Annotated in this window: 10 protein-coding genes and 1 riboswitch; of the genes, 7 read left to right on the top strand and 3 right to left on the bottom strand. The window is 60.7% G+C overall.

Annotated elements, in window-relative coordinates; translation table 11 throughout:
* Positions 1–111: 111 nt before the first annotated feature.
* Positions 112–723 (top strand): Yip1 family protein, encoded by a 612-nt coding sequence (locus SR894_RS11815; RefSeq protein ID WP_133732597.1) that lies wholly within the window; start codon positions 112–114, stop codon positions 721–723.
* Positions 724–756: 33 nt separating this feature from the next.
* On the opposite strand, the gene SR894_RS11810 is transcribed toward SR894_RS11815, so the two are convergent.
* The 3 genes from SR894_RS11810 to SR894_RS11800 are packed head-to-tail and all read right to left on the bottom strand — an operon-like array spanning position 757 to position 3,598.
* Positions 757–1,521, bottom strand: coding sequence for an ABC transporter ATP-binding protein (locus tag SR894_RS11810; protein ID WP_133732596.1), 765 nt, complete (start codon positions 1,519–1,521; stop codon positions 757–759).
* Positions 1,521–2,585, bottom strand: a complete 1,065-nt coding sequence (locus tag SR894_RS11805) for a FecCD family ABC transporter permease (RefSeq protein ID WP_133732595.1) — start codon at positions 2,583–2,585, stop codon at positions 1,521–1,523. Before SR894_RS11805 ends, SR894_RS11810 begins: the two co-directional genes overlap by 1 nt.
* Positions 2,582–3,598: an ABC transporter substrate-binding protein gene (locus SR894_RS11800; RefSeq protein WP_133732594.1), complete on the bottom strand. Its 1,017-nt coding sequence runs from the start codon at positions 3,596–3,598 to the stop codon at positions 2,582–2,584. Before SR894_RS11800 ends, SR894_RS11805 begins: the two co-directional genes overlap by 4 nt.
* 64 nt (positions 3,599–3,662) lie before the next feature.
* Positions 3,663–3,853, bottom strand: a riboswitch (cobalamin riboswitch).
* Between the two features lie 335 nt (positions 3,854–4,188).
* Here SR894_RS11800 and SR894_RS11795 point away from each other — a divergent pair.
* The 6 genes from SR894_RS11795 to SR894_RS11770 are packed head-to-tail and all read left to right on the top strand — an operon-like array spanning position 4,189 to position 14,012.
* Positions 4,189–5,946, top strand: a complete 1,758-nt coding sequence (locus SR894_RS11795; protein WP_133732593.1) for an AAA family ATPase — start codon at positions 4,189–4,191, stop codon at positions 5,944–5,946.
* Positions 5,943–6,536 carry a cob(I)yrinic acid a,c-diamide adenosyltransferase gene (gene cobO, locus SR894_RS11790; RefSeq protein ID WP_133732592.1) on the top strand — a complete coding sequence of 198 codons (594 nt, stop codon included), beginning with the start codon at positions 5,943–5,945 and terminating at the stop codon, positions 6,534–6,536. The genes SR894_RS11795 and cobO overlap by 4 nt, the downstream gene beginning before the upstream one ends.
* Positions 6,536–7,924: a cobyrinic acid a,c-diamide synthase CobB gene (locus SR894_RS11785; RefSeq protein ID WP_133732591.1), complete on the top strand. Its 1,389-nt coding sequence runs from the start codon at positions 6,536–6,538 to the stop codon at positions 7,922–7,924. The genes cobO and SR894_RS11785 overlap by 1 nt, the downstream gene beginning before the upstream one ends.
* The gene (gene cobW / locus SR894_RS11780; protein WP_133732590.1) at positions 7,911–9,032 is read left to right on the top strand and encodes a cobalamin biosynthesis protein CobW; all 1,122 of its coding nucleotides are present in this window, start codon (positions 7,911–7,913) and stop codon (positions 9,030–9,032) included. Before SR894_RS11785 ends, cobW begins: the two co-directional genes overlap by 14 nt.
* Positions 9,032–12,868 (top strand): cobaltochelatase subunit CobN, encoded by a 3,837-nt coding sequence (gene cobN / locus SR894_RS11775; protein ID WP_133732589.1) that lies wholly within the window; start codon positions 9,032–9,034, stop codon positions 12,866–12,868. Before cobW ends, cobN begins: the two co-directional genes overlap by 1 nt.
* Positions 12,846–14,012 (top strand): cobalamin biosynthesis protein CobG, encoded by a 1,167-nt coding sequence (locus tag SR894_RS11770; protein WP_133732588.1) that lies wholly within the window; start codon positions 12,846–12,848, stop codon positions 14,010–14,012. Before cobN ends, SR894_RS11770 begins: the two co-directional genes overlap by 23 nt.
* Positions 14,013–14,053 lie beyond the last annotated feature (41 nt).

The raw sequence follows: 14,053 nt of genomic DNA, 5'->3' as shown, positions 1-14,053 counted from the left end.
CATCCGGAAATGATTTTGTGTTCTACACTAAAGATGATTCGGAACCTTGTTGATCCGATTAATCAGCGTCTGACCCTAACAATAGCGTGATTACAAAAACGGGAGGTCGTTATGGTCAATCATGTTTGGGGGCTCCTCCATCATCCTGAACGGGAGTGGTATAAAATCAGTGAGGAGCATGAGTCTGTCAGTCATCTCTATGCTCACCATGTTCTGTTGCTCGCTGCCGTTCCTGTTGTCTGTGCCCTGATAGGCACCACCCAGGTAGGCTGGACTTATGGTGGTTCGGAAACCTATAAAGTCTCTCTTGCCAACGGCATTGCCTTAGGCGTGGCTTTTTATGCGCTGATGCTAGTGGCAGTAGGTATTGTGGGCAGTATGATCCATTGGATGGCTCGCCGAATTGAGAACCGACCTAGCCGCCGCGACTGTATTATCTTCGCAGGTTATATTGCGACACCGATGTTCCTGTGTGGCGTTTTTGCGCTCTATCCGGCTTTCTGGTTTTGTGTGCTGGGTATGGTGATCGGTCTGCTCTATAGCACCTATCTGCTCTACAAGGGAACGCCCAGCTTTCTGGGAATCAGCCATAAGCAGGGATTTATTCTGTCTACCACGACGCTGGGCATCGGCGTTTTGGTGCTGGAGGCACTGCTTGTCGTCGTCGTGCTTCTTTGGAGTATGGGCACGGATCACAGCGTGGTTTGGCACCTTTTCCGCTGAATGGACGCCGTAGCGCTTGGCACCGGCGCTAGCTTAAATCGCACTCCGAAAAAGCATGATCTGCTTGCCATCGGCAGGGTCGTCAATCACACGCGCATGTACCCCAAACGTCTGCTCTAGTCTGTTGGCGGTGAGTACGTCTTGGGGCTGGCCGCTATCGATCAAGCGGCCGCTATCCATCACGCCGATGCGGTCACACTCCATGGCTTGGTTAAGATCATGTAGCGAGATAACCACCGTGATCGGTAGTTGCCTGACCAGTTCTAGAATCGACAGCTGGTGGCGAATATCCAGATGATTGGTGGGTTCATCTAGCAGCAGGATTTTAGGCTGCTGTGCCAACGCCCGGGCAATATGCACGCGCTGGCGTTCGCCGCCCGACAGGGTATGCCAAAGCCGATCCGTCATATGCGCCATATCGACGTCGCGCAGCGCTTGCGCCACGATGGCATCATCTTCAGTTGACCAAGGCCGCAACGCGGAAAGGAAGGGGGTGCGGCCCAGCGAGACCACCTGACGCACGGTAATCCGGTCGGTGGTGTCGGCCTGCTGTTCCACCAAGGCGATGTACTGGGCGATTGCCCGTTGCTTGAGGGTGTGCATTGGCTGGTGGTCAACCAGCACCCGGCCAGACTTGGGTTTGTTCAAGCCTGCCAGCAGGCGCAGCAGGGAGGTTTTTCCCGAGCCGTTCGGCCCCACCAGGCCAAAGGTTTGGCCGGGCTCGACGGTAAGATTGACGTCAGTCAGCAGTGGCGTGCCGTGTACCGACCAAGCAAGCTGTTCAGTCGTTAATCGCATTAAGACCTCTTACCGCGAACCAGGATCAGCGCAAACGCTGGCGCGCCGATCAGTGAGGTAATCACCCCGATGGGGAGTACTTGGCCGGAAACCAGCACCCGGGAAAGAATATCCGAGCCGATCAGGAACACGGCGCCGGCCAGGGCGGTTGCCGGCACCAGGCGGGTATGGCGGCTCCCCACGATAAAACGCATGGCGTGGGGAATCACCAAGCCCACAAAGCCAATCGCCCCCACAATAGACACCATGACTGCCGTGACCAGCGCCATGGCGATAATCAGCATCCCTCGCACTGGGCGCACCGCGATGCCCATGGAGGCGGCGCTGTCGGCACCGAAGGTAAATGCATCCAGGGAGCGCCGGTGCCACAGGCAAACCAGCAGCCCGAATAGCGCGGCAGGCACCGCCAGGGTTACATCGGCCCAGCGCACTCCGGATAGATTGCCCATCAGCCAGAACATGATGCCCCGGGCCTGCTCGGCGCTCGCTGACTTGGTAATGATAAAAGCGGTCAGCGCATTGAACAGCTGCGAGCCTGCAATGCCCGCCAAAATAATTGCCCCGGCAGCTTGAACGCCGCGCCCGCCACCCACACCGCTGTTGGCTGCATGGGCGAGCATGATCACGATACCAAAGGAGAGCAGGGCGCCGATAAAAGCACCCAGCGAGAGCGAAAGTGCCCCTGCGCCCAGTCCTGCGACGGCCACTGCCACCGCCCCGGTAGAAGCCCCGGCGGAAATACCCATCAAGTAGGGATCGGCCAGAGGGTTACGCAGCAGTGCCTGCAGCACAACCCCTGCCAGGGCCAGGCTGGTTCCGCAACAGGCTGCGACCACGGCGCGGCTGAGTCGATAGTTCCAGATAATGCCCGCGTCAATGCGGTCAACCGGGTAATCCGTTCCTATCATCTGGTTGGCGAGCACTTTGACAATGGTATCCACGGGAATCGGCGTCTCGCCGATGGCGGTGCCCGCGATCAGTGCCGTCACAAGCACGAGCGGCGTTATCCATAGCCAGCGCAACCCGAAGTGTGCGGAGGAAGCCCTCGTTAGCGCTATGCTCATTCGTTAAACGACATATTGGATAGTGACTCGGCAAGTGTTTCAAGGCCGTAAATAGTGCGCATGGTGGCGCTCATGGCGTGGGCGTCCATCTCGACGATACGGTTATTTTTAACCGCTTTCATCTCCCGGGTGACCGGGTCACTGCGTAAAAACTCGCGTTTTGCTTCAATGTCGTCGGCAGGAAAACGGCGGCGATCCATACTGGCGATAACAAGCACATCGGGATCGGCTCTGGCGATGCTTTCCCAGCCCACCGTGGGCCACTCTTCGTCAGACTCGATGACATTACGAATGTCGAGTTTTTCCATCATATACCCCGGTGCCCCCAGTTGCCCCGCCACGAAAGGGCTAACCCCCAGGTCTGTCGATGAGAACCAGAATGCCGCCGATAAGTCTTCCGGTAAATCAAGGCTGCTCGCCAAGTCGATAGCGCGCCGTTCGCGGGCGGCAAGGTCGGTTATCAGCGCCTCGCCAGCGTCTTGAACATCGTAGATCTCGGCTAACTCGGTGATCCCTTTATAGATGGAGTCAGTTGAGAAGGCGGCGGTGCGGGTGCCATCGCCGCCGGTCGAGTTATCCTTGGTGTCGCAATCGGCGGGCATAATATAGGTATTAATACCCAGCTCATGAAACTGCTCACGGGTGGCGACACTGCCGGTAGGGCCCACGTGCCACTCGTACTGTACCGCCACCAGGTCAGGGCGCTTATTGACCACGGCCTCGAAACTTGGGTCGTCGTTGGCGATCCGCTCGATCGCTTCATTGGCATCAGCAAACTGGGGAAGAACCGGATTAAACCACACTGAAGTGCCATTCACTCGGTCATCGAGCCCCAGCGAATAGAGGATCTCCGTCGCTGATTGGCCCACCGTCACCGTTCGCTCGGGTGCTGACACCACACTGAAGTCAACGCCGCAATTGGTTAGCGTAAGAGGGTAGTCGGTGGAGGCATAAGCCGCCTGTGCAAGGCCAACAGCGCTCGCGGCGATGGCCGTGGTCAATCTCAACATCATGTACACTCCCGTGCATGATGAGCTCCGCAGTCGGACAGAAAACACTGACCGAGCCACTTCGCTCGAGGTAAGCAATATATCGGCAGTTCTCCTGACTGACGGGTCATAGCTAGCTCGCCTTCCCAGACAATGTGTCCAGTGGCATCAAAGAGCATCGCTCGCCGCCTACAGTTGCGGGGGCAGTTCCGTTTCGCGGCAAGCCGCGGCGGATTCTCTATTAAGTTCCGTGGGGAACACCGACACTGGCCATTCTAGGTGGCAGGGGGATAGCGAACAACACAAAGCCTAAGGATCTTATAAGATCCCATTTAAATAGCAATGTTATAACATTTATTTCGAAAAGGTGTAAAAATCCAGCGTCATTCTTAGCGTCAGCTAATACATGCCTTCGCAAAGTTAACCACTTGCAACAGATTGGCCTCGCCGCCATGCCTTCCTCTATACTAAATGCTTTTTAAATCCCCACTTCTTAATGAATGGTTTTATTATCACTCAGCTAGTTACCATGAATCGTATTCAAGTCCCACGCTCCCTGGATCAGTTGGCTATTAGTGATAGGTTAGCGGGCTTGGCCAGCACGGGAGGTGCCGGTGAGTGAGTTTCCCTTTGCGGCAGTGGTTGGCCAGGAGGCGCTAAAAACCGCGCTGCTACTGAACGCCATTAACCCGCGTATCGGCGGGGTGCTGATCAGTGGGCCAAGAGGCAGCGCTAAATCCACCTTAGCCCGTGCGCTGGCCGCCATTTTGCCTGGCGATAGCGAAGGGAAGCGTGCCCCTTTTGTCACTCTGCCGCTGGGTGCTAGTGAAGATCGGCTGGTCGGCAGTCTGGATCTGCAAAAGGTACTGGCCAATGGCGAAGCTACCTTTCATGCCGGGCTGCTTGCTAAAGCCGACGGCGGGGTGCTCTACGTAGATGAAGTCAATCTGCTGCCGGATACCCTGGTTGATTTGCTGCTGGACGTTGCCGCCAGCGGCACCAATATCGTCGAGCGCGATGGCATCAGCCACGCTCACCCGGCGCGCTTTAGCCTGATCGGCACCATGAACCCGGATGAAGGTGAGCTGCGCCCTCAGCTGCTCGACCGCTTTGGCCTCTGTCTTGAGCAGGCGGGGGCCATCAGCATCGACGAGCGTATTGCTATCGTGCAGCAGCGGGAGGCCTTTGACCGCGACCCTACTGGCATGCTGCAAAACTATGAACATGCCCAGGCAGCCCTGGCCGAGCGTATTGCTAAAGCCCAGCGTTTGCTCAAAGAGATCACCACCGACTCCTGGGTGTATCGAACGATTGCCAACCGTTGTGAGGCCGCCGGGGTTGAAGGCTTACGGGCAGACGTTACTTGGCACCGTGCTGCACAGGCCCACGCTGCGTGGCGTGGCGTGGGTGGCGTGGAGCAGCAGGATATCGATACCGTCGAGCCTTGGGTGCTGGCGCATCGGCGTACCCAACCGCCAGAGCAAAGTCCGCTGTCATCGCCGCCTAATCAAACGCCTTCGCAAGGCGAGGGCGGGTCGTCGTCAGCTAATAACGCGCCCAGCGGCGGGTCGTCTAGTCAGCGCGGTGAACAAGGCCAGTGGGGCGCCATGCCTCCCATGGCTCAAGCGTCGATTAGCCAGCCAGCACTGAAACTGCCCGATAGCGATGAGTTTGCTCAGCGGGCTAAGCGTGCAGATACCGCTTCCAGCGCGGGGAAAGGCGGGGTGGAGGGGCGTGGCCGCTCCCAAGTTGAGACCTCGCGGCTGGACGGGTTCGCAACGCTGATCGCTAATCGCGGCCAATGGCCCTGGCAGCAGCTAAAGATGCGCAAGTGCCGCGCTGGCCAGGCGACAGCGCACCTGGTGCTGCTGGACACCTCCGGTTCCACCCTGGGGCAGCGCCTGCTGGGCCAGGCAAAGGGGCTGGTCGAGTCGCTGGTCAGTCAAGCCTACGCCGCGCGGGAGCAGGTCGCGGTGCTGGGGTTTGGCAACGGCGGTGTCGTGACGATACTCTCCCGTCGCCGAGCGCCCAAAAACGCGAGAGGCACGCTTGAGGCGGCCAAAGGCGGTGGCGGCACCCCGCTGCGGGAAGCGATTATTGAAGCCAAGCGGCTGATCCGCCAGTGGCAGCGCCGCGAGCCCGGTCTGAAGGTGCGCACCTATCTGATTACCGATGGCCGCACCCGGGAAACCGTTGACGATCTCGCCCCGCTGGAGGACTGTTTGCTGATCGATACCGAACAGTCCAAAGTCAAACGCGGGCAGGGCGCGCGAATCGCTCAGCAGTTGGGCGCGCGTTACTGGCCTGCCTCGTTTGGCAAACCCTCTATGGCGCATACTGTTTCTGCACATCAACCTGGGAACTTCTCATGAGCGACGCAAGCCATTTAGATCGCATGCAGCGCAAAAAAGACGTGGTCGACGAGCGCATCAGCCGCGCCACTGAAGAGCGCGGCGTGCTGATTCTGCTGAAAGGCAACGGCAAGGGCAAAAGCAGCTCCGCCTTCGGCACCATGGCGCGCTCACTGGGGCACGGCCAGCAGTGTGCGGTGATTCAGTTCATCAAAGGCCGCCGCGAAACCGGCGAGTACCTGTTCTTTCGCGATCATCCCAAGCTTGACTGGCACATCATGGGCCACGGTTTTACCTGGGAAACCCAGAATCGTGAGCGGGACATCGAAGCCGCAGAGGCCGCCTGGGCCGTCGCCAAAGGGCTGCTGGAGAACCCCGCCTATCACCTGATCGTGCTGGACGAGATGAGCTATATGTTCAAGTACGGCTATCTCGACCCCGAGCCGGTGGTGGAAGCGCTTAAGCGCCGCCCGGCGCACCAGAACGTCATCATTACCGGGCGCACCATGGCCACGCCGCTGCAGGAAATCGCCGATACCATCAGCGTCGTTCAGGACGAACGCCACGCCTTTCGCGGCGGCGTCAAAGCCCAGGCGGGGATCGAATACTGATGAGCACACCGACCGTTAGCTGCCCCGCGCTATTTATCGCTGCCCCGGCCTCCGGCCAGGGCAAAACCACCGTCACGGCGGGCCTTGCCCGCCTGCTGCGCAACCAGGGCAAGGTGGTGCGGGTGTTCAAGACCGGCCCGGACTATCTGGATCCCCAGATATTGGCCCAGGCCTCCGGTCAGCCGGTGGATCAGCTGGATCTATGGATGGCAGGCGAAGCCTACTGCCGCCAGCGCTTTTATGACGCCGCCTGCGAAGCGGATTTAATTTTAGTCGAAGGTGCCATGGGGCTGTTCGACGGCGAGCCCTCCAGCGCCGACCTGGCGGCCTTGTTTAATATTCCCATGGCGGTCGTCATGGACGTAAAAGGCATGGCCCAGACCGCCGCCGCGCTGGTCTCGGGGTTGGTCGGCTTTCGCGACGACATCCATATCGCCGGGCTAATCGCCAATGCCTGCGGCTCACAGCGCCACCGCGAGCTGATCGAAGGCGCGCTGCCGCCGACGATTCCTCTGCTGGCCGCCATGCCCCGCGACCCCGCGCTGTCGCTCCCCGAGCGCCACCTGGGCTTAGTGCAGGCGGCGGAAATTCGCGAGGATCTGGAAGCCCGCTTCGAGGCGGGTGCCAAAGCGCTGGAAACGGCAGGACTGCTTGAATCACTTGCAGCGCTTTCACCGGTGACCTTTACCGCCCCCCAGGAACAACTTGCGGCCGCTAAGCCGTTGCTCAACGGCCACACCATTGGCGTGGCCCGGGACGCCGCCTTCAGCTTTGTCTATCAAGCCAACCTCGATCTGCTGGAGCAGATGGGCGCGACGCTGCGCTTCTTTTCACCGCTGACGGATAGCCACCTGCCCGAGTGCGACGCCCTGTGGCTGCCCGGTGGCTACCCGGAGCTTCACGCTCAAACGCTGGCGGATAACGGCGCCATGCGTTCGGCTATTGAGGCTTTTTACCGCGCCGACAAGCCCATTCTGGCCGAGTGTGGCGGGCTGCTGTACTGCCTGGAAACCCTGACCGACTACGACGATATTACCCATACCATGCTGGGCCTGCTGCCTGGGCAGGGGGCCATGCGCGGGCGTCGCGGCTGCCAGGGGATGCAAACCGCCGAGCTGCCGGAAGGCCCGGTTCGCGGCCATGCGCACCACCGCTCCATGGCGGAAGGCACCCCCGAGCCGATTGGCCACGGCCGACGCCAGCGGCACCCCGCGCCGGGGGAGGCGATTTACCGTCAAAAGCGCCTGACGGCGACCTATTTACATCTGTTTTTCCCTAATAATCCTGACGCTGTGGCTCGCTTGTTTTCATCAACGCCTTTTTTATCAACCCAGGCGCACGCCGAACAGCAACTTCTTAGCGAGGCATTTACCCATGCAACTCAATAAAATTCCCGCCACGGTCGTCACTGGTTTCCTGGGCAGCGGCAAAACCACGCTGCTGGCCAATATTCTGCGCCAAGTCACCGGCAAACGGATCGCCGTGATCGTCAATGAGTTCGGCGAGCAGGATATCGACTCCAGCCTGCTGCGTAGCTGTGCGCTGGGGTGTGAAGAGGGTAGCGAAGGCGGGCAGCTAGACGGTGAAGACGGCAGCATCTATGAACTGGCCAACGGCTGTATCTGCTGCACGGTAGAAGAAGAGTTTCTACCGGTGATGAAAAAGCTGGTGGCCCGCCGTAACGATATCGACCATATCCTGATTGAAACCAGCGGCTTGGCGCTGCCCAAACCGCTGGTGCAGGCGTTCAACTGGCCCGACGTCCGCCAGCACTGCACCGTGGATGCGATTATCACCGTGATAGACGGCCCTGCGGTGGCCGCCGGGCGCTATGCCAGCGACGTCGATAAGGTGGCCGCCCAGCGCCTCGCTGACGAGAGCCTGGATCACGACCCCAGCCTGCGCGAGCTGCTCGATGACCAACTCAGCGCGGCGGATCTGGTACTGGTCAGCAAGGCCGACCTGCTCAGCCCGGAAGAGCGCACAAAGGTGGAAGCAGTAATTCAGGCCCGGGTGAGTGCCTCGGTGAAAACGCTGTTTATCGATCAGACCCTGACCACCGACACCACCCAACTGGAAGCGCTGATGGGCATCGGCGCAGCCAGCGAAAAAAATATCGATAGCATCACCAATCACCACGACAAGCACCATGCCGAAGGCGCTCACCACGACCACGCCCACGATAACTTTGATTCCTGCGTGATCACCCTGGGCGAAGTCGATGGCGATGTTCTGGCCGACAAGCTCCAGCAGCTGTTGAAAAGCCACGAGATCTACCGCGCCAAAGGCTTTGCGGCCATTCCCGACAAGCCTATGCGCCGGGTCATCCAGGCGGTGGGCGAGCGCCTGGAAGGCTACTTCGACCGGCTATGGAGCGAGGACGAGACGCGTCAGACCCAGCTGGTGATCATCGGCAAATCGCTGGATAGCCAACTGCTGCAAGACGAACTTGCCGCGGCTGAAATGAACCCTGAACAGGCGCATACGTCCAGCTAATGCACTTATTTGCCGCCAAGCCCGGGGGCTTTGTCGATGATGAAGGCATCATCGACCTGCAACAGAGCCCCGCCGAGGTCGTGATACTCTCCGCCGCCGATAGCAATCTGTCGGCGCTGGCCCAGGCGGTCGACCGTCTGGGTGAGGCGTACCCCTCGGTGCGGCTGGCCAACTGGATGAACCTGGTAAAACCGGCCGCCTACGATCTCTACGAAGATCGGGTGCTGGAAAAGGCTCAACTGGTCATCGTCTCGCTGCTGGGTGGCAAGGCCTACTGGCAGTACGGCCACGAACGCCTGCTAGCCTGGGCGGCGGCGAAACCCGAGCGCCAGCTGATAATGGTGCCGGGCTGCGATGCCCCGGATGACGCCCTGCTGGAAGATTCCACCATCCCCTTCGATGACGCGTACCGCGTGTGGCGCTTCCTGCGAGAGGGCGGCGCCGATAACGCCGAGCAGCTGCTGCGCTTTGTCGCCAATGAGTACATGGACAAGCCGCTGGGCGACTGGCAGGAGCCCAAGGTCATTCCGCCCGCGGTGATTTATGCGTCCCAGGAGCAGCAGGCGTCCAGCCTCAGCGAGTGGCGCGATCGCCAGGTGCCGGGGCGGCCGGTGTGTCTGCTGCTGTTTTATCGCAGCCATTTGCAGGGGGCGAATACCGCCGTACCCGACGGTATGATCGCGGCGCTTAAAGAGCAGGGGCTTGAGCCGCTAGCGGTGGCCGTGGCGTCCCTGAAAGAAGGGCCGTGCATTGACTTTATCAATCACCTGATTGAGCAGACCGGCGCCATGCTGGTGATCAATACCACCAGCTTTGCGGTCAATCGCAACGCCGATGGGCTGGATGCTCTGGGGGAGGAATTACCCGACCACCTTTTTGTGGGGCGTCCGGTAGTGCTCCAGGCGATTCTTGCCAGCAGCACTAGCGAAGACTGGCAGGGCATGGCCGCCGGGCTGCATAGTCGCGATGTGGCGATGCAGGTGGTGCTCCCCGAGATGGATGGTCGCATCATCACTCGGGCGGTGGGTTTTAAAGCCGAAGCCCACTACAACCCGCGCTGCCAACTGGCGGTGACCCACCACGTCATCCACCCGGAGCGGGCCGCCTTTGTGGCCGAGCTGGCGCGGCGGATTTGTTCGCTGCGGCTGACCCCCAACGGGCAGAAGCGTGTTGCGCTGATCATGGCCAACTACCCCAATCGCGACGGCCGGATCGGTAACGGCGTCGGGCTGGATACCCCCGCGTCGACGCTGAAAATTCTCAGCGCTCTGAAAGAGGCGGGTTATCCGTTAAGCGAGCTGCCGGAAAATGGCGATGAATTGATCCGCCAGCTTCAGGGGGCGGTGACCAACGATCACGGCAGCCTCGACCAGCGCGCCTGCTGGCAGAGCATCAGCGTTGACGACTACCTGGCCTGGTTTCAAACCCTGCCCACCGAGCTGCAGGAAACCGTATGGACGCGCTGGGGCGCACCTCATGAAGACCCCAAGTGCCGCCAGGGGCGCTTGATGATCGCGGGTGTTCGTCTGGGGGAGACCTTCGTGGGTATCCAGCCGGAACGTGACTTTATCGACGATCTCACCCAGTCCTATCACGATATGGAGCTGGCGCCGCCGCACAGCTACCTGGCGTTTTATTTTTGGCTGCGCGCGCACTACCAGGTCGATGCGGTCATCCACGTGGGCAAGCACGGCAACCTGGAGTGGCTGCCGGGCAAAAGCATCGCCTTGAGCGCCGACTGCTGGCCGGATATTGCCCTGGGGCCGCTGCCGCACTTTTATCCGTTTATCGTCAACGACCCCGGCGAGGGCGCCCAGGCCAAGCGCCGTAGTCAGGCGGTGATTATCGATCACCTAATGCCGCCGCTGGCCCGGGCCGAACTCTACGGGCCCATGGCCGAGCTGGAAGCGCTCACCGACGAATATTATCAAGCGCTGGATATGGATCCCCGCCGGGAAGCGCTGATTCGTAGCCAAATTCTCGCTCACCTGCGTGATACAGGTATCGACCAGGAGCTTGCTCACGGCGTTGATGAAAATAGCGCTGACGATGCCGAACTTCTCAATGAACTGGATACCTTCCTGTGCGATATCAAAGAGTCCCAGATTCGCCACGGCCTGCACATACTCGGTACGCTGCCGCCGGAAGAGAAGCGGGCGGGCACTTTGGTGGCGCTGTTGCGACTACCCCGGGGCGAAGCGGTGGCCAGCCGCGGCTTGCTGCACAACCTGACCCGCGATTTAGGCTTGGATTTTGATCCGTTAGCCGCGGGCAACGAGCCCTGGCAGGGGCCTGAACCGGCCATTTTAACCCAGCAGCTCGATACCCCCTGGCGCACCGGGGCGGATGCCCGCGAACGCCTGGAGCTTCTGGCCGAGCGCTGGGTGGCCGACTACGTCTTGGCAAACGGCTGCCTGGATGACCTGGCCCGGGATTATCCCGATACGGCAGCGCAGCTGCGCTACGCCCGCGACCAGCTGTGGGTCACCATGCAGCGCGGCGTGAAGATGGAAATTCAGTCGCTCCTCGACGGCCTGGAAGGCATCTTCGTGCCTGCCGGGCCCAGCGGCGCCCCCAGTCGGGGGCGGCTGGATACGCTACCCACCGGACGCAACTTTTTCAGTGTCGATAACCGCTCGATTCCATCGCCCGCCGCCTGGACGCTGGGCGAAAAATCCGCCCAGGCGTTTGTCGAACGCTATCTGCAGGATCATGGCGACTACCCGCGGCGGCTGGGGCTCTCCATCTGGGGCACTGCCACCATGCGTACCGGCGGCGATGATATTGCCCAGGCCTTAGCGCTGATGGGGGTGCGACCTATCTGGTCGCTGGGTTCCCAACGGGTGAGCGACTTTGAGGTGATCCCCTCGATGCTGCTCAATCGCCCACGGGTCGACGTCACGCTGCGGGTGTCCGGGTTCTTCCGCGACGCCTTCCCCAACGTGATTCGCCTGTTTGATGCCGCGGTGCAGGCGGTGGCGAGCTATGCAGAGCCGGGCAACAGCAACACCATCCGCGAGGCGGTGCTTTCCCGCCAGCAGGAACTGGAAGACCAGGGACTGAGCCCGGAGATGGCCGCCCAGGAGGCGAGCTACCGCATCTTTGGCAGCAAGCCCGGTGAATACGGCGCGGGCCTCAACCGGCTGATTGAAAACCGCTCTTGGGAGAGCGCCGACGATTTAGCCGAGGCCTACATGGAGACAGGCGCCTACGCCTACGGTCAGTTCAAGGCCTCTGGCACCGCCGCGCGGGCGGCGTTCGAGCAGCAGCTCCAGGGCCTGGATGCAGTGATGCAAAACCAGGATAACCGCGAGCACGATATTCTTGATTCCAACAGCTACTACGCCTTCCAGGGTGGTATGGCCAACGCCACCCGCTCGCTAAGCGGGAAGGCGCCGGAGATTTACCACGCCGACCACGCCAACCCCGCGATGCCCAAGATTCGCACCCTGAAAGAAGAACTGGCGAAGGTGATTCGCTCGCGCGTGTTGAACCCCAAATGGATCAACGCCATGCGCGAGCACGGCTATAAAGGCGCCTTTGAGATGGCCGCCACGGTGGACTACCTTTTCGCTTATGACGCCACCACCGATCTGATTGCCGACTACCAGTACGCCCAGGTGAGTGACGCTCTGGTGCTCGACAAAGCCAATCAGCAGTTCCTCCGCGAACACAACCCGGCCGCCCTGGAAGAGATGGCGGAACGATTACTCGAAGCCGCCCAGCGGGGCATGTGGCAAGCCCCTGGCGAGCATGGCCAGGCGCTTCAGGATCTGCTGCTGGAAATAGACGAAGCCAAAGAGACTAATGGTCATGTCGCCCAGCCCACGCATTAAAGGCTGGTGCCCCGGCGCGTGGCGACCCATGGCCACCGGCGACGGTCTGTTGGTACGCGTGCGCCCGCCGCTGGGTGAGCTTTCGCGGGAACAGGTATTAGCACTATGCGACGCCGCCGAGACCTACGGCAGCGGTTTGATCGAGCTAACCAGCCGGGCCAACCTGCAGTTACGAGGGGTGACCGACGAAAGCTGGCCGCCGCTGATGGCGTTTCTGGTCGAGCATCAACTGGTGAGCGACGACCCGGAAGCAGAACGCCAACCGCAACTGATGCTGGCACCCGCCTGGCAAAAGGGCGATGACACCCATACCATTGCCCGCTTGTTGCAGGCGCGGGGCAGCGAATTAGCCGCCATGCCCGGCAAGGTGGGCATCGCCATCGATGCGGGAAAAGCGCCGGTGCTTGGCGACAGCGCCGCCGATTTTCGTATCGAACGCTCAACGGAAGGCAGCCTGCTGGTACGCGCCGATGGCTACGCGCAAGGCACGGCAGTGAGCGATACCGAGGCCGCCGTCGAGCAACTGATACGCCTGACCCACTGGTTCGTGGCTACCGGCGGTTGGGCGTCAGGCCGTATGCGGCGGCATACCGTACCGCTGCCCGATTGGGCGCCTGCCGATACCGCTCCTGCAGCTCCCGGCGAGAAGCTGGCGTTGGGCGAACATGGCGAGGGCATGGTGGTGGGGCTTCCCTTTGGCCGAGTGGCGGCTGAAACGCTGCGTGAGTCGGTCTCCCCGACAAATGGCTCCCAAACAAGTATCAGTGCGGTGCAGGTCACGCCCTGGCGGCGGCTGTTGTTGAAGGATTGCGATACACTGCCTGCAGTTGATGGCTTGATCCGCCATAATAGCGACCCGCGGCTAGCGATGGATGCCTGCCCTGGCGCGCCCTCCTGCGAACAAGCGAGTGTCGCCACCCAGCCGCTTGCCGAGAAGCTAAGCGGCTGGGTGGAAGGAGCGGTGCATATATCTGGCTGCGCTAAAAGCTGCGCCCGTCGCGCCCCTGCCGATGTGTGCTTGGTCGGGCAAGCAGGTCGATTTAATGTTGTTGTTAACGGCGGTGCCGATAGCACGCCGATTAAGACAGGCCTCACCGAAAGTGAGGTGGTTGGTTTTTTGAGAAAGCTCAGCGAAAACAGTTAGGTTGTTCCTCGGTAGCTGAGTGTCAGGGCAGGTTGTAGCGA

The sequence above is a fragment of the Vreelandella neptunia genome, assembly GCF_034479615.1.
Taxonomy (GTDB): Bacteria; Pseudomonadota; Gammaproteobacteria; order Pseudomonadales; family Halomonadaceae; genus Vreelandella; species Vreelandella neptunia.
Note: the sequence above shows the minus strand (reverse complement) of the source record. Positions and strands in the feature narration are given on the sequence as shown.